This is a genomic window from Alcanivorax sediminis (assembly GCF_009601165.1).
GTDB lineage: Bacteria > Pseudomonadota > Gammaproteobacteria > Pseudomonadales > Alcanivoracaceae > Alcanivorax > Alcanivorax sediminis.
Genome location: NZ_WIRE01000002.1, coordinates 233,514 through 249,886, shown reverse-complemented (window position 1 = coordinate 249,886; position 16,373 = coordinate 233,514). Strand labels below are relative to the sequence as shown.

Sequence of the window (16,373 nt, the reverse complement as noted above, 5' to 3'; positions counted from 1 at the left end):
CCTCATTGCCGGGCTCAGCGGCCCCGGGCATCGTTCCAGAGTAATTTGTGCAGTTGCAGCTGAAAACGAACCGGCAGGCGGTCCGCGACAATCCAGTCTGCCAGGTCGCCGGGCGGAAGCTGGCCCTGCACCGGTGAAAACAGGACATCTTCCACCCGTTCAGCCAGTTGATGCTGATCCAGCATGAAACGCGCCCAGTCGTAATCCTTGCGGTCGGCGAGAACAAATTTGACCTGATGATGAGGCCGCAGGTGCGGGATGTTCTCCAGCCGGTTGTTGTGTTGCTCCGCCGAGCCTGGGGCCTTGAGATCCATGACCACGGAGACTCGCTCGTCCACCAGGCTGATGTCCATGGCGCCACCGGTCTCCAGGCTCACCTCGTAGCCCTGATCACACAGTGCGCTTAGCAACGGCAAACAGTTGGGCTGGGCCAGCGGCTCACCGCCGGTAACCGTGACGTAACCGGCATCGTACCTGGCCACTTCTTGAAGAATGGCATCCAGCGACCACTTCTCCCCCCCGGAAAACGCATACTCGGTATCACACCAGACACAGCGCTGGGGGCACCCTGTCAGACGCACGAATACCGTAGGGCGGCCCACAGTGCGAGCCTCTCCCTGAAGGGAATGAAAGATTTCGGTAAGACGCAGTTCCACAGCCTCTCCTGGATGCCAGGCCGTGGCAGACCACGGCCGGGGGCGGAAATGCGGCGGATTCTATCACCTTTGCCGGCGTCTGTGCCGCCGGTAGTCGGTAATCAGCTTTTGAGTTGGTCGAGAAGGGATTTCGCCTGGCCGACCTTGGCAGAATCCGGATATTGCTTGATCAGCTTGTGCAGGTTGATCTTCGCTTCCGAGACCTTGCCACTGCGAGCCTGCATCACGGCCAGCGTATAAAGGCTGGACGGTGCCTTGCTGTGATCCGGGTAATTATCGACAACCGCCTGGAACTGCTCCATGGCCTTGTCGTTCTGGGGCGTCTTCTGGTTGCTGTAAACCTGACCCAGCCAGAAATGCGCATGGCCACGGTATTGGCCATTGGGGAAGTCCTTGAGGTAACCCTCGAAGGCTTTAGCCGCCGCGTCGAAATCTCGGCCAACCAGATGATCCTTGGCCGCATTGTAGGCCTGCTTGTCCGCTTCCGGGTCAGCAGGGCCTGCAGCATCACTGCCCTCTGTCTGTTCGGCGACGCCTTGTTCAGCCAGAGTATTGATTCGGGTATCCAGATCCAGGTAACGCTCGCGCTCTGCGTCCTTCATTACCTGTAGTTCATGGCGCAGCTCTTCAATCTGCCCCTGGAGCATCTGGACCTGCTCCTCGAACTGTTGTTGCTGTTGCATCAACATCAGCAAGCCGTCTTCACTGATGCTGGAAGCCTTGGCTTCAGCAGGACCAGCGGCGGCCGATGCCATACTGCGAGCAGTACTGCGATCTTCAATGGCCAGCGGCCCAGTACCCTGCGCGTGTGCGCAGAGTACCAGGGAGCTGAGCAAGACGCCTGCGAGCAGGCGTTTTGTCATCACTACTGTCATCGCTTACGGACGGCCAGCAGTGTAGTTCAGTTCAACACGACGGTTCTTGGCCCAGTCCATTTCGCTGTGACCGAAAGCCGCCGGCTTCTCTTCACCGTAGGACACTACTTCGATCTGGGAAGCAGATACGCCCTGAACGCGCAGGAACTTCTCTACCGCCTTGGAACGACGCTCGGACAGAGCAACGTTGTACTCGCGAGTACCGCGCTCGTCAGCGTGACCTTCCAGACGCACTTTAGCGCCAGAGTTGTTCTTCAGGTAGGTAGCGTGAGCACGCAGGGTTTCGAAAGCAGCAGCCGGAACGGTGTTGCTGTCGAAGGCGAAGTAGATCACCTTGGTGTTGGTGGTGCCGTCGTAGTTGGACGGATGGTTGTAGAAGTTGTCAGCAGTCATCGGGATGCTGCTGGTGTCCGGCTTGGCCGGCGCAGTCGGTTCTACCGGGGTAACCGGAGCGACTTCAGTCGGCTCGGTGGTATCGGTAGCGGAAGTGTCTTCTTCAGTCGGCGTGCTGGAACAAGCGGCCAGCGCGGCAGCCAACATCAGGGCGAACAGCGGGTTGAGAAATGAACGCATGAAAAGCTCCTATTATTTCCTAAGTTTGGACTCCGAGAACCTGGCGAGTAATGAGTGACTCCTTGCCCACCCAATACTCTGTCAGAGGAACGGCGACCATGCCGGTTCTCTGACTTCCCCTTCCTTCGACGGCAGCTCAACTTTCACTCTGCCATCGATGGATACGGCTTCCAGAACCCCCGTTCCCCGGTCTTGCGTCCCGTAAATTACCATACTTCCATTGGGCGCAACACTGGGGGACTCATCCATGTCGGTGCGGGTCACAATATTGAACGTTCCCCGCTGGAGGTCCTGGACACCGACATTGAAATTTCCATTTCGTCGGTGCACATAAACAAGATAGCGACCGTCAGGCGTCACATCTGGGCGCGCATTATAAGCACCCTGGAATGAGACGCGCCGGACGGACTTATCATTTATGTTCAGTTTATAGATCTGTGGTCCACCTGAGCGGCTGGACGTGAACACCAGGTTCTCGCCATCCGGCAACCAGCGTGGTTCGGTATCGATACCATAGTGATTGGTGAGACGGGTCAGCGCCTTGGTATTGATATCCAGCATATAAATTTCGGGGTTGCCGTCACGAGACAGTGTCAGGGCCAGCTTCTGTCCGTCGGGTGACCAGTCCGGTGCACCATTGATGCCCTTGAAGCTGGACACCTTCTCGCGCTTGGTGGTCGCCAGTTCATGAATATAAATGGCGGGCATACCACGATCTTCGAACGACACATACGTTACCTTGCGGCCATCCGGCGACCAGGCCGGGCTCATGATCGGTTCACGGCTACGCAGGATTGTCGTCACGCGGTGACCATCGGCATCGGCATACTGCAGCTGAAACGGATTGGCCGTGCCGCGATTGTGGGTCACGTAAAGAATCTTGGTGGAGAACGCACCCGGAATCCCCGTGAGCTGCTCATAAATACGGTCACTGATGGCATGAGCCACATCGCGCAACTGGGAAACCGGCGGACGATAGGTCTCCTCCAGCAGCTTCACCTCACTGCTGACATCATAAAGCGCATAGCTAATCTCATAGCCTCCGCTCTCCAGCGGCTTCATGCTGCCGGCAACGATATATTCCATGCCCAGCACACGAAAATCCCGGTAAATCACTTCGCTTTGCTTTGAAGGACGACTGAGCATGTCTTCTGCCGGCATCGGCTTGAACTGGCCGCTGCGATGCAAGTCTGCAGCCACGATGGCAGACACATCTTCCGGGGCTCCCTGGGAACCGGCAAACGGCACCACCGCAATCGGCACGGCATCCACCCGGCCTTCGGTCACTTTGATGAGCAGTTCTGCTCTGGCGACGGCAGTACTGAGCAACATCACCAATAACAACGCAATACGACTCACTGAGACACTCCTGTTGGCTCAAACATCATCAAAAACGAGCGAAACTCTTTATCAAACAAGGCCCCGGAGGGCACCGGTAACGGGCTGGCCAGCTGCACCGCCTTGATCACCGACTCATCAAACTGCGGGTAGCCGCTGGACTCGACCACCGATACATCCAGTACATCACCGCCGGGGATGGTACGAATCCGCACGGTGGTTTTCAGATCATTGCGACCGCGGTAAGTGCCTGGTATGCGCCACCGCTGCTTGACTGCCGCACGGATGGCATCACTGTGACTGGCCACTTCCACATCGGACTGATCTGCATTACTTGCCGCATCCTCCGCCTCATCCGATGCAGGCTCAGGCTTGCGATCCATTTCAATTTCTTCGTCTGCCAGCATCTCTTCCAGGCTGGCTTCCTCGATCTCCGGCACAACCGGTTTTGGATCGGGCTTCGGTGCCGGTTTCGGCTCCGGTTTCGGTTTTGGCTTGGCCGCCGGTTTTGGTTTTTCCGCCGGCTTCGGCTTGGGTTTCTCCACCGGCTTTGGCTTTTCTGCCGGTTTCGGCTTCGGTTTTTCTACCGGCTTTGGCTTGGGTGCCGGTTTTTTCTCCGGCGTCGGCTTCGCCACCGGTGCCTTCTTCTGTTTCGATGTTTCCACCATGGTGGCTTTCACATGGGGCGGAATCACCGGGGCCTTGTGCAGGCTTGGGTCCGTGCTCCAGCTAAACAACAGCAATCCAAACACCACCAGGTGAATGAACAGGGTAAAGGCAATCGCAACCTGACGATCACTCATTGCTGCCTGCTGGCTCCGTCACCAGCCCCAGCTGGGTAATGCCTGCCTCCTGCAGGGCAGCCATCAGCGAAATCACGCTGGAATAGGCCACCTTGCTATCGCCCTCCACCAGAAACAGGGTCTCGGGCTTGTGCTTGTGAATACGCAGTACATGCCCCTTGACGGTTTCCAGGCTGGCTGATTTTTGGCTATCGCTGCCCACATTAATGTAGTAACTGCCATCCGCCTTCACTGACACGATCACCGGCTCGTTCTTGGTTGTATCGATGGGCGCGCTGTTGCTGTCTGGCAGGTCCACGTTGATGCCCTGTGTCATCATCGGCGCGGTGGCCATGAAGATGACCAGCAGCACCAGCATCACGTCGATGTAGGGCACCACGTTCATCTCGGCAACCAGCTTGCGAGGCACCCTTATCTTCACGCCACTCATGGATCAGGCTCCCCGCCCATGCGCCTGACGATGAAGGACGGAAGAGAATTCCTCAGCGAACATTTCGTTTTCGGTGAGCAGGGAGTCACTCTGGGCGGAGAAACGGTTGTAGGCCATGACCGCAGGAATGGCGGCAAACAAACCAATCGCAGTAGCAATCAGGGCTTCGGCGATACCCGGCGCCACCACACTCAAGGTGGCCTGCTTCACATTGGCCAACGCCATAAAGGAATTCATGATCCCCCATACCGTGCCGAACAAGCCCACATAAGGGCTGGTAGAACCAACGGTGGCCAGGAATGGGAGGTGCTTGGTCAGGCGCGTCTGCTCACGTTGCAACGCCACACGCATGGCGCGCTGGCTGCCATCCATAACGGCATCCGCACTGCGAGAGCTTTTCGACAGCCGCGCGAATTCCTGAAAGCCCGCACGAAAGATGGACTCGGTTCCAGAATCAGGGTGCGGGTTATCACGGCTTTTCTTGTAGAGGGAGGCAAGATCGTCGCTGGACCAGAAGGTTTCTTCAAACGCCCTTCCCGCCTTTTGTGCACGGCCCAACACCCGGAAGCGACTCACGATCATGTACCAGGACGTCAGCGACGCCAGAATCAACAGCGCCATCACCAGCTGCACCACAATGGTGGCATTGCTGATCAGACTGACAACCGACATGCTGGATGCCTCAACCATTGAGCCCTTCTCCTTCGCTGGCTGCGATAAATTTCTTGTATAAAGCCGCAGGTATGCCTGCCGGCCTGAGTGTATCCGCTGTCACGCAGGCCACTTTGATATCCGCCTGACACAGCACTGTATTTCCCCGAAGCACCTGCTGATCAAACAGCAGCGTAGCCTTACCCAGCTTTTTGAGGCGAGCCGTTACCTGCAGGGCGTCATCAATCCGTGCCGGTTGGCGATACTGCACGTTGGCCGAGTGAACTACAAACTGAAAATTGTCATCGGCCAGGGCGTAATGCTGATAGCCAAGGGTGCGCAGGTATTCCGTGCGCGCGCGCTCCATGAATTTCAGGTAGTTCACGTAATAAACGATGCCACCGGCGTCAGTGTCTTCGATGTAGACGCGAACCGGGAGGGTAAATTCCCCACTTTGCTGTTTTTTTTCAATCATTAAACAAATCGCCAGCCTGACGGGGTCTTTTCAGCCCAAAATGCCGCCAGGCATGGTTGGTAACCGTGCGACCACGGGGGGTGCGCTGGATAAATCCCTGCTGAATCAGATAAGGCTCCACCACTTCTTCCAGGGTGCCGGCATCTTCATTCAACGCTGCCGCCAGCGACTCCAGCCCCACAGGACCACCATCAAACTTGTGCATAATCATGTCCAGCAAGCGCCGGTCGGTGCTATCGAGACCACAACTATCGACCTCGAGCATATCCAGCGCACGCTGGGCCATGGCCTCAGTGATACACCCATCCCCTTTTACCTGAGCGTAATCACGCACACGGCGCAGCAGCCGATTTGCAATTCGTGGGGTTCCCCGCGAGCGGCGTGCCACTTCCAGCGCTCCGGCATCATCAATGGGAATGGCCAGAATGTCACAGGCTCTTTGCACAATCCCTGCCAGATCTTCCACAGAATAGAACTCTAACCGCTGCACAATGCCAAATCGGTCACGTAATGGCGCAGTCAACAGGCCGGCGCGGGTGGTAGCGCCGACCAGAGTGAAGGGCGGGAGATCAAGCTTGATGGATCGGGCGGCGGGGCCTTCGCCGATCATGATATCCAGCTGGTAGTCTTCCATGGCCGGATAAAGAATCTCTTCCACTACCGGTGAGAGGCGGTGGATTTCATCCACAAACAGCACATCTCCCTCTTCCAGGTTGGTCAGGATGGCGGCCAGATCACCCGCCTTTTCCAGCACCGGGCCGGAAGTGGATTTGAGGTCACAGCCCATTTCACGGGCAATGATATGTGCAAGGGTGGTTTTGCCCAGGCCGGGCGGGCCGAAGATGAGGGTATGGTCCAGCGCTTCGCGACGACCGCGCGCCGCATCGATAAAGATCTCCATGCGCTCGCGGACTTTTGGCTGGCCATGGTAGTCAGCCAGGCTGGATGGCCGAATGGCGCGATCCTGCTGTTCTTCCTGACTGCCTTCGACGGCAGCCGATATCAATCTTTCGTTATCCATGCTTGCGGCGATGCCGCCCCTGCCCGGTTGCTATTACTGTCTCGAGTGCGGCTAGCGTAACCCAGCTAACCACCTGACTGCCATTGCTGGTATCACAGTTACTACGAAGATTTGCCTAATCGCACCCGGAAAACGGGATCGGCGCTCATCGCGCCAGATTTTTCAGTGCCATTCGGATCAGCTGCTCGCTGCTGGCGCCGTCTTCTGCCACCTTGCCGACGGCCGCCACGGCATCCTTGCTGCGATAGCCCAGGGCCTCCAGCGCAGCAATGGCATCACTGCGCGCATCGTCTTCCGGGGTCAGGGCAACCCGGCCAGGCAAGCTGGCAGGCGCACCGTCAATCTTGTCCAGCCGGTCACTCATTTCGATCACCAGCCGTTCTGCGGTCTTCTTGCCGATACCCGGCACCTTCACCAGCGTGGAGGAATCCTGATCCTGGATACACTGCGCCAGCCGGTCCGCTTCGATGCCGGACAGAATCGCCAACCCCATTTTCGGCCCCACGCCATTCACCTTGATCAGCGCGCGAAACAGCTCTCGCTCATAGCGACTGGAAAAGCCGTACAGCAGCTGGGCATCCTCTCGCACCACGAAATGAGTATGCAGGGTGAGGGGCTGTCCGGTTTCCGGCAACTCGTAAAACACGGTCATGGGGGCTTCCACTTCGTAGCCCACTCCGTTCACATCCAGCAGCAGCACCGGGGGGCGCTTTTCCAGCAGGGTGCCACGCAGTTGTCCAATCATGCTGAGTCCTTAATGACGGCAAAGGTTAGCGTTGATCTATCGAATGCGGCGGTTGCGCACCGCCGTGGCGCCGGCCATGCGCGCCAAAGTAACACGCATGTGAGCGTGACAAAGGGCAATCGCCAGCGCATCGGCCGCATCTTCCTGGGGGCGTTTCTCCAGCCCCAGAAGATGGCGAACCATCTCCCCTACCTGGGCTTTCTCGGCACTGCCCTTGCCCACCACCGCCTGCTTCACTTGCCGGGCCGAGTACTCGAACACCGGAATAGACGCCTGCATCACTGCGGCAATCGCCGCACCACGAGCCTGGCCGAGTTTGAGAGCGGAATCAGCATTGCGGGCCATGAACACCTTCTCGATGCTCACTTCCGCCGGGCCATATTCCTTCACCACCTGATCAATACCGGCAAAGATTTCGCCCAACCGGGGTGGTATCTCCTTGTGGGAGGTAGAAATGGTGCCAAAGGCCACCGCTCGGGACCGGTTACCCACATGTTCGACCAGCCCAAAGCCGGTATGTCGCGAACCGGGATCGATACCGAGAATCAATGCCATAACTGTCTGACCACAAATAGAAAATCTGCGTCAGTTGTACCTAAATGCTGTCCAGATGTCCAGTTAGTTAAGGCGACACTTCACGCATCACGCTGCATGCAACACGCGGAAGGGTTCGGTCGAGAGCGGCAGGGATGGCAAGACCTTCGCTGTTGGCGAGGAGAAACAAGAGCGAAGGGTTGAGTGACGAGTTTCGAGGAGCGAGTTACGAAAGGCAAAAACCCCATCGCCGAATCTTGGCCGGGTTTTGATCTTCGCAACTCGAAACTCATCACTCGCAACTCCGATCAAAAACAAAAACCCCGGAAAAATCCGGGGTTTTGCTTTTCCTTGAAGCTCATAGCTCGTGGCTATTCTTCTTCCGTCGGCCAGCTGGCGTTGGTGTAGACGTTCTGCACGTCGTCCAGGTCTTCCAGCATGTCGATCATTTTCTGCACGGTTTCAGCCGTGTCTGCATCAATCTCAGCTTCAGTGGACGGATGCATGGTCACTTCCGCTTCGGCGAATTCCAGCCCGGCTTCACGCAGGCCATCCACCACTTCGCCAAACTGCTTGTCCGGGGAGGTAATGACCAGAAAGCCACCGCCATCCACTTCTTCCACGTCTTCCGCACCGGCTTCCAGCGCCACTTCCATCAAGCGATCTTCATCCACGCCAGGCTCAAAGTAGATCTCGCCACGCTTGCTGAACAGGAAGGCCACGGAACCGCTGGTGCCGAGGTTACCGGCAAACTTGCTGAAGGCATGACGCACCTCGGCCACGGTGCGGTTCACGTTGTCGGTCATGGTTTCGACCAATACCGCCACGCCACCCTTGCCGTAACCTTCGTAGGTGATCTCGTCCATGTTGCCGCCGTCATCACCGCCGGCACCCCGCTTGATGGCGCGATCAATGGTGTCGCGGGTCATGTTCTGGCCCAGCGCCTTGTCCACCGCCGCGCGCAGACGGGGATTATCGTTGATCTCACCACCGCCCATCTTGGCAGCCACGGTGAGCTCACGAATCAGTTTGGTAAAGATCTTGCCACGCTTGGCATCCTGGGCCGCCTTGCGGTGCTTGATGTTGGCCCACTTGCTATGTCCTGCCATTGAATTCTCCGCTTCATGCCTCACGCACTTCGCAACACGCTGCCGATTAAGGCGCGTCAGCGTGTTGCGTGAGGCGCATTGGCGTTATTTCAATTGTCTTCCTTGCGAACCTGAATACCCACTTCACGCAGCTGCTTGCTGTCTACGGGGGACGGGGCGTTGGTCATCATGCACGAGGCCGTCTGGGTTTTCGGGAAAGCAATCACGTCACGGATGGACTCACAACCGGTCATCAGCATGACCATGCGGTCCAGACCGAAGGCCAAACCACCATGTGGCGGCGCGCCGTACTTCAGGCCATCCAGCAGGAAGCCGAACTTTTCGTCCGCTTCTTCATCGGAGATGCCCAGCGCTTCGAACACGGCACGCTGCATGGACGGATTGTGGATACGGATGGAGCCGCCACCCAGCTCAGTGCCGTTAAGCACCATATCGTAGGCCCGAGACAGAGCACCTTCCGGGTTGCTCTTCAGCTCTTCCGGGCTGCAGCTCGGCATGGTGAAGGGGTGATGCAAGGCGTGGAACTGGCCTTCGTCCTCTTCGAACATGGGGAAGTCCACCACCCAAAGGGGAGCCCACTCGCCTTCCACCAGGTTCAGGTCATGCCCCACTTTGACGCGCAGTGCGCCGAGGGCTTCGTTGACGATCTTCGCCTTGTCGGCGCCGAAGAAGATCAGGTCCCCGGTCTGGGCTCCGGTGCGCTCCAGAATGCCCTGGATCGCCTCTTCGGTGAGGAACTTGAGGATCGGGGACTGCAGGCCTTCTGCGCCGGCAGCCAGATCATTGACCTTGATGTAGGCCAGCCCCTTGGCACCGTAGATGCTGACAAACTTGGTATAGCCATCAATGTCCTTGCGAGACAAGCTGCAGCCACCCGGGACCTTCATGGCGGCTACGCGTCCTTTAGGATCGTTGGCCGGACCTGAGAATACCTTGAAGTCCACACCGGCCAGCAGGTCAGCGATATCAATCAGCTCCAGCGGGATCCGCAGATCCGGCTTGTCAGAACCGAAACGGCTCATGGCTTCAGAGAACGGCATGCGAGGGAACTCGGGCAGCTCCACATCCAGCAGCTCCTTGAACAGCTTGCGCGCCATGTTCTCGGCAACACCCATGATGTCTTCTTCGTCGACGAAGGAAGCCTCGATATCGATCTGGGTAAATTCCGGCTGACGGTCGGCACGCAGGTCTTCGTCACGGAAGCACTTGGCGATCTGGTAGTAGCGATCAAAGCCCGCCACCATCAACAGCTGTTTGAACAGCTGCGGAGACTGCGGCAGCGCAAAGAAGCTACCCGGATGAGTACGGCTGGGCACCAGATAGTCTCGGGCACCTTCCGGGGTGGCACGGGTCAGGATCGGGGTTTCCACGTCCATGAAACCTTCGCCTTCCAGGAAGGCACGCACCGCGTGGGTCAGGCGGGAGCGGAACTGGAAGTTACGCAGCACATCGGGGCGACGCAGATCCATGAAGCGGTACTTCAGGCGCACTTCCTCGCCGGCACCACCATGCTCATCCAGTTCGAAAGGCGGTGTCGCCGCTTCGTTAAGGATGGTCAGTTCCTTGCCCAGCACTTCGATGTCACCGGTGGCCATCTTGCTGTTGCGCACCGCTTCGTCACGCATGCGCACACGGCCTTTTACCTGCACCACATATTCGCTGCGCACCTTATCGGCCAGCGCGAATGCGTCCACGGTGTCCGGGTCGAACACCACCTGGACCAAGCCATTACGGTCGCGCAGGTCGAGGAAAATCACCCCGCCATGGTCACGGCGGCGGTGTACCCAACCGCACAGCTCTACTGTTTCTCCATCATGGGAGGCTCGCAAATCACCGCAATATTGGCTACGCATCTCAATGTCCGCTCGTATTTCTGATGTCTCACAACCCGGCTGAGGGAGTCACTTGCTCCACCGAAAACCCGGGCCGTTGAAAAAGGCGCCACAGTATAGCGATTCCGCTGCTCGCGAGCCATGCCACATGGCAAACCAGTGCCAAACAGCATGCCGGGAAGCACTTTTTTCGGAATAACCCTGAAAAATAGTAGTTTGAGCGCTTGTGAACTTGATTTTCCTGCCTTATAAAAGATCCGAACCATGTCAGTGACCCTCTGAGTTATTGCAGTCCAGGGGCGAACCTGATCAGGGAAGCATCGCCGACGTCCAACCAGAAGACGTCATCACAAATCAGGAAGACACCAAAAAGGGGTAAGCAATCCATGGCTGCAAAGAAGAAAGCCGCTGCCAAAGCCGCAACCGCACCTGCTGCTGCACGCAAAGTTAAAACCATCACCGAACCGATGAACAAAACCCAGATCGTTAACCAGATCAGCGAAACCACCGGACTGGCGAAGAAAGACGTCAACGCCGTATTCGATGAGCTGGCCGTGATCATGGAAGGCCACCTGAAGAAGCGTGCCGCCGGCCAGTTCACTCTGCCCGGTCTGATGAAAGTCGTCACCCAGAAGAAGCCTGCCACCAAGGCTCGCAAGGGCATCAACCCTTTCACCGGCGAAGAAACCACCTTTGCTGCCAAGCCGGCACGCACCACGGTGAAGATCCGCCCGTTGAAGAAGCTCAAGGACATGGCCTCCTGATTCTGGCCCGGCCACCGGTCTATACCGGTGGCCAGTCTCCCCCCTCTTTCTCCCTCTGGCCTCCAGCCACCACAACCTTCTATAATGCGCGCCCTTGATTCAGGGCAGCGGTCATCCCACATGCAGACCGTCTCCACGCCCAGTAACCCGATGTGGAAGCAGGAGCCCCCATGGCTGAGCGCAAAGACAAGAAGAAGGTCATCGGCGAACCGATGACCGATGAGCAGATCCAAGTATTCCTGAACTTTTCCGGCGAAGAGGGTGTATCCACCGATTTTCACATCCTGGAAAAGGCCTACCGCGCCCTGCGCGCCGAGGATTTCGAGCGCTTTATTGTGTTTTTCAAGGAGCAGGGGCGCGACCTGAATGCTCAGGATCCCTCGGGCAGAACCCTGCTGTCCCACATTGAAGGCCACGCCAAATCCGATGATTACGCAGATGTCCTGCGTGACGCTGGCGGTCACGCCTGATCCAGCCGGCATCCGCCAGGCCGCCCCGGGCCTGGCCTCCCCTCCCCCGCTCTTGCCTGTTTACTCGCCCTGCTGCAACGCAACCCATACAAAACGCCAGATCAACACATACCGTGCGGAACTTGTTCACAATCTCATCACATGGCATTGTTAGGTATTGGGGCAAGCAACGCCTTTCCTGAGGGGGTCTCGTGTGTACCGCACGGCGGGCCACCCTTATCGAAACAACAACAAGAAAGAGCCGTTCAATCATGGCATCACATTCCAAATCACTTTGGCGCAGCCTGTTCCTGGTCGCGCTCTGTACCGTAAGCCTGCAAGCCCTCGCCGCCCGCGATGACGAAGCTGACGACGAGATGGATGAAGTCACACCGGAAGAACTGCAGATGCAGGAAATTCCGGTAGATGAGCGCATTTTTGTGGAAGCCTGGAATGAGGTGCCCTACAAGAAGAGCTACTTCACCTACAATGATCAGCAGATCCGCGACAAGTGGGATTACCTGATGCGGGGTCTGAAAGTACCCTATCCCTCTGCCGACTACATGAGCGTCCAGTTCGAGAAATACCCCTTCATGAAGGAAGGTATCGAAAACTGGGATGGCGACTACAAGGAGCTGGAAAAGCGCTTTGTCGCGGTTTGGCGGCTGTTCTTCGCCGGTGACTTCAAGAAAGCTCGCGAGGAAGGTCTGAAACTGGGTCCCATGGGAGAAATCCCGGCCCTGTTCTCACAGCTCATGTACGCCATCTATCTGGCTGAACGCCAGAGCATCAAGTACATGATGCTGCAGGATGTGGCTAACCGCGCGCAAGATTACTTTGACGTCATGAAAGAGGCGGAAGAAGACCCTGAGGTCGCGCCGATCGTGGCTAGCGTAAAGTTGGGCTACGCCTATGCCATCGCCCGTATTGCCGAGGAATCTCCAGTGCCTATCGTGGTCGCTCGCCGTTATATCGGCAAGATCAAGAACAGCGCTGAAGAAGTGGTCGCCATCATGCCAGATCAGCCGCTGGCGCACGCTTTCCGTGCCGGGGTCGATGCCGGCATCATGCGCCGCGTAGGCAAGTTCACCGGCCGTATGACCTACGGCGCGCGAACCACTACCGTGGAAGAATCTTTTGACGACGCCCTGAAACTGGCCCCGGATATCCCGATCGTCAACTACGAATACGCCAACGCCCTCATCTACATGAACCGCAAGCGGGACCTGAATGAGGCGATCAGCTATCTGGAAACGGCCATGAAGATTCGTCCCGAATTCTCCATGGACGCACTGGATGTGATGTATTCCTACAAGCGCCTTCAGGAAGTGCGGCTTTATGCGCTCAACTTCCGCAGTTTCCGCAAGTTTGAAAAGCTGCGCCGCAAGTTCAGCAAGAAGACCGACCGCAACCTGACCAGTGTTCTGTCAGATCCGTTGAGCATGGACATGCTCAACAATCCGGAAAACTATGTGTTGCCTGAGCGGAAGTAAGCATGTCGCTCTACGAAGACCGTGTTTTTCCCGTACTGCTGGACTGGGCTACCCGCCCGGTCTGGCGGGATCGTGAAAACCTGTTGCAGAAAGCCCATGGCAAGGTGCTGGAGCTGGGCGTAGGTACCGGCGCCAATTTCCCGCTCTACACGGACAAAGCCACCGAAATTCATGGTATTGAGCCCGGCGAGGCGCTGCTGGATCTGGCTCGCGAATCAGCCCGGCACTGCCCTGACCCGGAGCGCTTCCACCTGCGAACCGGCGATGCCCAGGCGCTGCCCTATGCCGATGAAAGCTTTGATACCGTGGTCGCCTGCCTGGTGTTCTGTACCATTCCCGACCCACAAGCCGCTGCCAGGGAAGCGTTTCGGGTGCTCAAGCCCGGCGGGACCCTGCTGGCACTGGAGCATGTGGCTAGCGAAAAACGCTGGGTACGGCACGTTCAGACTGGCCTCAACCCGGCCTGGAAACACCTTGCCTGCGGCTGCCAGCTGACCCGCGACACCGCCAGCACCTTCCGTGAAGCCGGTTTCCGGCTCAACAAGGCCACCCATCGCAAACATCCCAAGTTACCCGCATTTGCGGCGGAGCTGTTGGACGGGGCGTTACTGAAACCCTGAAGAGCAGCTGCAAGCTGCAACGCGAAGCGATCATTGCGAGACACGTAAAGCGCAAAGCTTCGCGCTGCCGGGGCGTCATTCTCAGAAGATGCTAAGACCAGGCAGCCCGGAGTCCCTTACCTTTCTGCGCACAGGAAGGCCTTGCCTCGTGTTGTAGCTTGAAGCTTGTAACCACCGAGGCAATTTGCCACACCCTCCCCACCCCGTTTCCCTCTACAATAGCGCCATGGACAACCGCCTTTCCCTGAGAAGCTGGCGCCTGCGACTGATCTGGTTACGCAGCCTGCTGGTATTGCTGTTCACCCTGGCCCTCATGCTACTGCAGAGCCTGGGGCACACCGGCTATCATCTGGGCCAACTCAGCTGGCTGGGCGCGATGCTGTTGCCCAGCCTGATTACGTTACTCAGCCACCGCTCCCGCAAACACCAAAGCCAGCTACTGACTCTGGAGCTGGGACTGGATACGGTGCTGTTCATCCTGCTCCTGCAGTCGTTTGGCGGCGCCGGCAACCCACTGTCATTTTACTTGCTGGTCCCCGCGTTACTGGCCTCTCTTACCTTGCCCCTTTTCAACAGTCTGCTGGTGGCAGGGCTGGCCTTGAGCGGCTATCTGATCACGTTCAACTGGTATCACCGCCCCGCGGATGACACACCACTGCATGCGCTGAGTCATGAACTGAGCGGCTTGCACAGCGTCGGTATGGCGGTCGTGTTTGTGGCCCTGATGTTGATGCTGACGTTACTGGGCCAGGTCATCCAGCGACTGATGCGCCAACAACAGCGCCAGCAGGAGCAGGCCATGGACCTGGCCGGCCGCCGGGAGCACATGTACCAGATTGCCGCCACCCTGGCGGATCAGGCCCATGAGTTGAATACCCCCTTGGGAACGCTGGTGATGCTGGCTGACAACCTTCAACACGCGCAGGACCTGCCTGAAAGTTTGCGCGGTGAAGTCAGTCAGATTGACCAACTGGCCAGAACCGTCTCGCAACGGCTGAAGAAAAACACCGCCGACAATCTGGCTGGACCTCAACAACTCAGCACCCTGATTGACCAGTTGTCACAACAACTTCGTCATCTGGCACCCACTTTGAATGTGCAGCGTGATCTGACCGTTGACCCGGTGCTGGCAGATGGCGGCAGCTGGTTCCGCATTCTCAGCAATCTGGGCTACAACGCCATGGATGCCGGAGCCACTCGCTGGGTTATCTCCAGCGATCAGGACGAACAGGGGTTTGCCCTGCAAGCCAGTGATGACGGCCCTGCCCATGCCGACTCCGAACGTCAGGGACTGGGCATGGGATTGATTCTGGTGAATACAGCGCTGGAACAAATGGGCGCTACCATGGAGATCGAGTTCGGACATCAGTGGACCCAGGTACGCATTCGCCATCAGGTCGCTGAGCTGCCCACCGGCGGGAGGAGGCAGCATGTCTGAGAACCTGGCACTGCTGCTGGTGGAAGATGATGAAATGCTGGCCGCGCAGACCGCCCGTGCGTTGGGCCGAAGCGCCGCACAGATCGACATCGCCCACGATGCGGACAGCGCCAGAGCCCTGATCCAGCAGCTTCAGCGCCTGGATGCCGCGATCCTTGACCAGAATCTGGGACAGGATAATGGCCTGGACCTGATCGCCCCGATCCTCGCCCGCTTCCCACGCTGCAAGGTGCTGCTGCTGACCGGTTACGGCAGCATTGCCGCCGCAGTAGCCGCAACCCACCGCGGCGCTCACAACTACCTGACCAAACCCGCCAGCGCCAGTGAAATCCTGGAAGCGATCAACGCAGATCCTGCCAGTCTGGGCAACACCCTCCCCGCTACGCCGCCATCGCTGCAACGGCTGGAGTGGGAGCATATCCAGCGCACGCTGGAGGCTCATGATGGCAACATCTCCCGGGCCGCCGATGCGCTTGGCATCCACCGTCGCACCTTGCAGCGGCGCCTGAAAAAGCGCCCCAGCGCGAGCCAGTACCAGCGGGAAAAAGGCAGCGACTGATTTCTTGT

Annotated in this window: 19 protein-coding genes; 6 read left to right on the top strand and 13 right to left on the bottom strand. The window is 58.0% G+C overall.

Annotated features, from left to right (window positions below; translation table 11 throughout):
• Positions 1 to 14: 14 nt before the first annotated feature.
• The 13 genes from queE to aspS form a co-directional block, all read right to left on the bottom strand.
• The gene (gene queE, locus GFN93_RS15445; protein WP_328594771.1) at positions 15 to 656 is read right to left on the bottom strand and encodes a 7-carboxy-7-deazaguanine synthase QueE; all 642 of its coding nucleotides are present in this window, start codon (positions 654 to 656) and stop codon (positions 15 to 17) included.
• A 101-nt stretch (positions 657 to 757) separates the two neighbouring features.
• On the bottom strand, positions 758 to 1,519 hold the full coding sequence (gene ybgF, locus GFN93_RS15440) for a tol-pal system protein YbgF (RefSeq protein ID WP_235902082.1): 762 nt from the start codon (positions 1,517 to 1,519) through the stop codon (positions 758 to 760).
• Between the two features lie 15 nt (positions 1,520 to 1,534).
• Positions 1,535 to 2,104 (bottom strand): peptidoglycan-associated lipoprotein Pal, encoded by a 570-nt coding sequence (pal, locus tag GFN93_RS15435; RefSeq protein ID WP_153502214.1) that lies wholly within the window; start codon positions 2,102 to 2,104, stop codon positions 1,535 to 1,537.
• A gap of 81 nt (positions 2,105 to 2,185) precedes the next feature.
• Positions 2,186 to 3,436, bottom strand: coding sequence for a Tol-Pal system beta propeller repeat protein TolB (gene tolB, locus GFN93_RS15430; RefSeq protein ID WP_153502295.1), 1,251 nt, complete (start codon positions 3,434 to 3,436; stop codon positions 2,186 to 2,188).
• 23 nt (positions 3,437 to 3,459) lie between these two features.
• Positions 3,460 to 4,245, bottom strand: a complete 786-nt coding sequence (locus tag GFN93_RS15425) for an energy transducer TonB (RefSeq protein WP_153502213.1) — start codon at positions 4,243 to 4,245, stop codon at positions 3,460 to 3,462.
• Positions 4,238 to 4,675 carry a protein TolR gene (tolR, locus tag GFN93_RS15420; protein WP_153502212.1) on the bottom strand — a complete coding sequence of 146 codons (438 nt, stop codon included), beginning with the start codon at positions 4,673 to 4,675 and terminating at the stop codon, positions 4,238 to 4,240. Before tolR ends, GFN93_RS15425 begins: the two co-directional genes overlap by 8 nt.
• A gap of 3 nt (positions 4,676 to 4,678) precedes the next feature.
• Positions 4,679 to 5,365 (bottom strand): protein TolQ, encoded by a 687-nt coding sequence (gene tolQ, locus GFN93_RS15415; protein WP_153502211.1) that lies wholly within the window; start codon positions 5,363 to 5,365, stop codon positions 4,679 to 4,681.
• Positions 5,358 to 5,801: a tol-pal system-associated acyl-CoA thioesterase gene (ybgC, locus tag GFN93_RS15410; protein ID WP_153502210.1), complete on the bottom strand. Its 444-nt coding sequence runs from the start codon at positions 5,799 to 5,801 to the stop codon at positions 5,358 to 5,360. The genes tolQ and ybgC overlap by 8 nt, the downstream gene beginning before the upstream one ends.
• Positions 5,794 to 6,822: a Holliday junction branch migration DNA helicase RuvB gene (ruvB, locus tag GFN93_RS15405; RefSeq protein ID WP_153502209.1), complete on the bottom strand. Its 1,029-nt coding sequence runs from the start codon at positions 6,820 to 6,822 to the stop codon at positions 5,794 to 5,796. The genes ybgC and ruvB overlap by 8 nt, the downstream gene beginning before the upstream one ends.
• A 145-nt stretch (positions 6,823 to 6,967) precedes the next feature.
• Complete coding sequence (gene ruvA, locus GFN93_RS15400) at positions 6,968 to 7,567, bottom strand: Holliday junction branch migration protein RuvA (protein ID WP_153502208.1); 600 nt, start codon at positions 7,565 to 7,567, stop codon at positions 6,968 to 6,970.
• Between the two features lie 36 nt (positions 7,568 to 7,603).
• Entirely contained in the window at positions 7,604 to 8,122 is a 519-nt protein-coding gene (ruvC, locus tag GFN93_RS15395; protein ID WP_153502207.1) for a crossover junction endodeoxyribonuclease RuvC, read from the bottom strand.
• Between the two features lie 350 nt (positions 8,123 to 8,472).
• Positions 8,473 to 9,210, bottom strand: coding sequence for a YebC/PmpR family DNA-binding transcriptional regulator (locus tag GFN93_RS15390; RefSeq protein WP_153502206.1), 738 nt, complete (start codon positions 9,208 to 9,210; stop codon positions 8,473 to 8,475).
• An 89-nt stretch (positions 9,211 to 9,299) separates the two neighbouring features.
• Positions 9,300 to 11,063 carry an aspartate--tRNA ligase gene (gene aspS / locus GFN93_RS15385; RefSeq protein WP_153502205.1) on the bottom strand — a complete coding sequence of 588 codons (1,764 nt, stop codon included), beginning with the start codon at positions 11,061 to 11,063 and terminating at the stop codon, positions 9,300 to 9,302.
• 365 nt (positions 11,064 to 11,428) lie between these two features.
• Between aspS and GFN93_RS15380 the strand changes: the two genes are divergently transcribed.
• From GFN93_RS15380 to GFN93_RS15355, 6 genes are all read left to right on the top strand, one after another.
• Positions 11,429 to 11,806 (top strand): HU family DNA-binding protein, encoded by a 378-nt coding sequence (locus tag GFN93_RS15380; RefSeq protein WP_153502204.1) that lies wholly within the window; start codon positions 11,429 to 11,431, stop codon positions 11,804 to 11,806.
• A 170-nt stretch (positions 11,807 to 11,976) separates the two neighbouring features.
• The gene (locus GFN93_RS15375) at positions 11,977 to 12,276 is read left to right on the top strand and encodes a PA4642 family protein (protein WP_153502203.1); all 300 of its coding nucleotides are present in this window, start codon (positions 11,977 to 11,979) and stop codon (positions 12,274 to 12,276) included.
• A 251-nt stretch (positions 12,277 to 12,527) separates the two neighbouring features.
• The gene (locus tag GFN93_RS15370; protein WP_153502202.1) at positions 12,528 to 13,748 is read left to right on the top strand and encodes a hypothetical protein; all 1,221 of its coding nucleotides are present in this window, start codon (positions 12,528 to 12,530) and stop codon (positions 13,746 to 13,748) included.
• Between the two features lie 2 nt (positions 13,749 to 13,750).
• On the top strand, positions 13,751 to 14,368 hold the full coding sequence (locus GFN93_RS15365; RefSeq protein WP_153502201.1) for a class I SAM-dependent methyltransferase: 618 nt from the start codon (positions 13,751 to 13,753) through the stop codon (positions 14,366 to 14,368).
• Positions 14,369 to 14,594: 226 nt separating this feature from the next.
• A complete protein-coding gene (locus GFN93_RS15360; RefSeq protein WP_153502200.1) occupies positions 14,595 to 15,806 on the top strand; it encodes an ActS/PrrB/RegB family redox-sensitive histidine kinase in 1,212 nt (403 codons plus the stop codon).
• Positions 15,799 to 16,365, top strand: a complete 567-nt coding sequence (locus tag GFN93_RS15355; protein ID WP_153502199.1) for a response regulator transcription factor — start codon at positions 15,799 to 15,801, stop codon at positions 16,363 to 16,365. The genes GFN93_RS15360 and GFN93_RS15355 overlap by 8 nt, the downstream gene beginning before the upstream one ends.
• The last annotated feature ends 8 nt before the right edge of the window (positions 16,366 to 16,373 follow it).

Coding starts and splice junctions, on each gene's coding strand:
- ybgF (WP_235902082.1), bottom strand. CDS start 1,519: ATGACAAAACGCCTGCTCGCAGGCGTCTTGCTCAGCTCCCTGGTACTC.
- pal (WP_153502214.1), bottom strand. CDS start 2,104: ATGCGTTCATTTCTCAACCCGCTGTTCGCCCTGATGTTGGCTGCCGCG.
- tolB (WP_153502295.1), bottom strand. CDS start 3,436: ATGTTGCTCAGTACTGCCGTCGCCAGAGCAGAACTGCTCATCAAAGTG.
- GFN93_RS15425 (WP_153502213.1), bottom strand. CDS start 4,245: ATGAGTGATCGTCAGGTTGCGATTGCCTTTACCCTGTTCATTCACCTG.
- tolR (WP_153502212.1), bottom strand. CDS start 4,675: ATGAGTGGCGTGAAGATAAGGGTGCCTCGCAAGCTGGTTGCCGAGATG.
- tolQ (WP_153502211.1), bottom strand. CDS start 5,365: ATGGTTGAGGCATCCAGCATGTCGGTTGTCAGTCTGATCAGCAATGCC.
- ybgC (WP_153502210.1), bottom strand. CDS start 5,801: ATGATTGAAAAAAAACAGCAAAGTGGGGAATTTACCCTCCCGGTTCGC.
- ruvB (WP_153502209.1), bottom strand. CDS start 6,822: ATGGATAACGAAAGATTGATATCGGCTGCCGTCGAAGGCAGTCAGGAA.
- ruvA (WP_153502208.1), bottom strand. CDS start 7,567: ATGATTGGACAACTGCGTGGCACCCTGCTGGAAAAGCGCCCCCCGGTG.
- ruvC (WP_153502207.1), bottom strand. CDS start 8,122: ATGGCATTGATTCTCGGTATCGATCCCGGTTCGCGACATACCGGCTTT.
- GFN93_RS15390 (WP_153502206.1), bottom strand. CDS start 9,210: ATGGCAGGACATAGCAAGTGGGCCAACATCAAGCACCGCAAGGCGGCC.
- aspS (WP_153502205.1), bottom strand. CDS start 11,063: ATGCGTAGCCAATATTGCGGTGATTTGCGAGCCTCCCATGATGGAGAA.
- GFN93_RS15380 (WP_153502204.1), top strand. CDS start 11,429: ATGGCTGCAAAGAAGAAAGCCGCTGCCAAAGCCGCAACCGCACCTGCT.
- GFN93_RS15375 (WP_153502203.1), top strand. CDS start 11,977: ATGGCTGAGCGCAAAGACAAGAAGAAGGTCATCGGCGAACCGATGACC.
- GFN93_RS15370 (WP_153502202.1), top strand. CDS start 12,528: ATGGCATCACATTCCAAATCACTTTGGCGCAGCCTGTTCCTGGTCGCG.
- GFN93_RS15365 (WP_153502201.1), top strand. CDS start 13,751: ATGTCGCTCTACGAAGACCGTGTTTTTCCCGTACTGCTGGACTGGGCT.
- GFN93_RS15360 (WP_153502200.1), top strand. CDS start 14,595: ATGGACAACCGCCTTTCCCTGAGAAGCTGGCGCCTGCGACTGATCTGG.
- GFN93_RS15355 (WP_153502199.1), top strand. CDS start 15,799: ATGTCTGAGAACCTGGCACTGCTGCTGGTGGAAGATGATGAAATGCTG.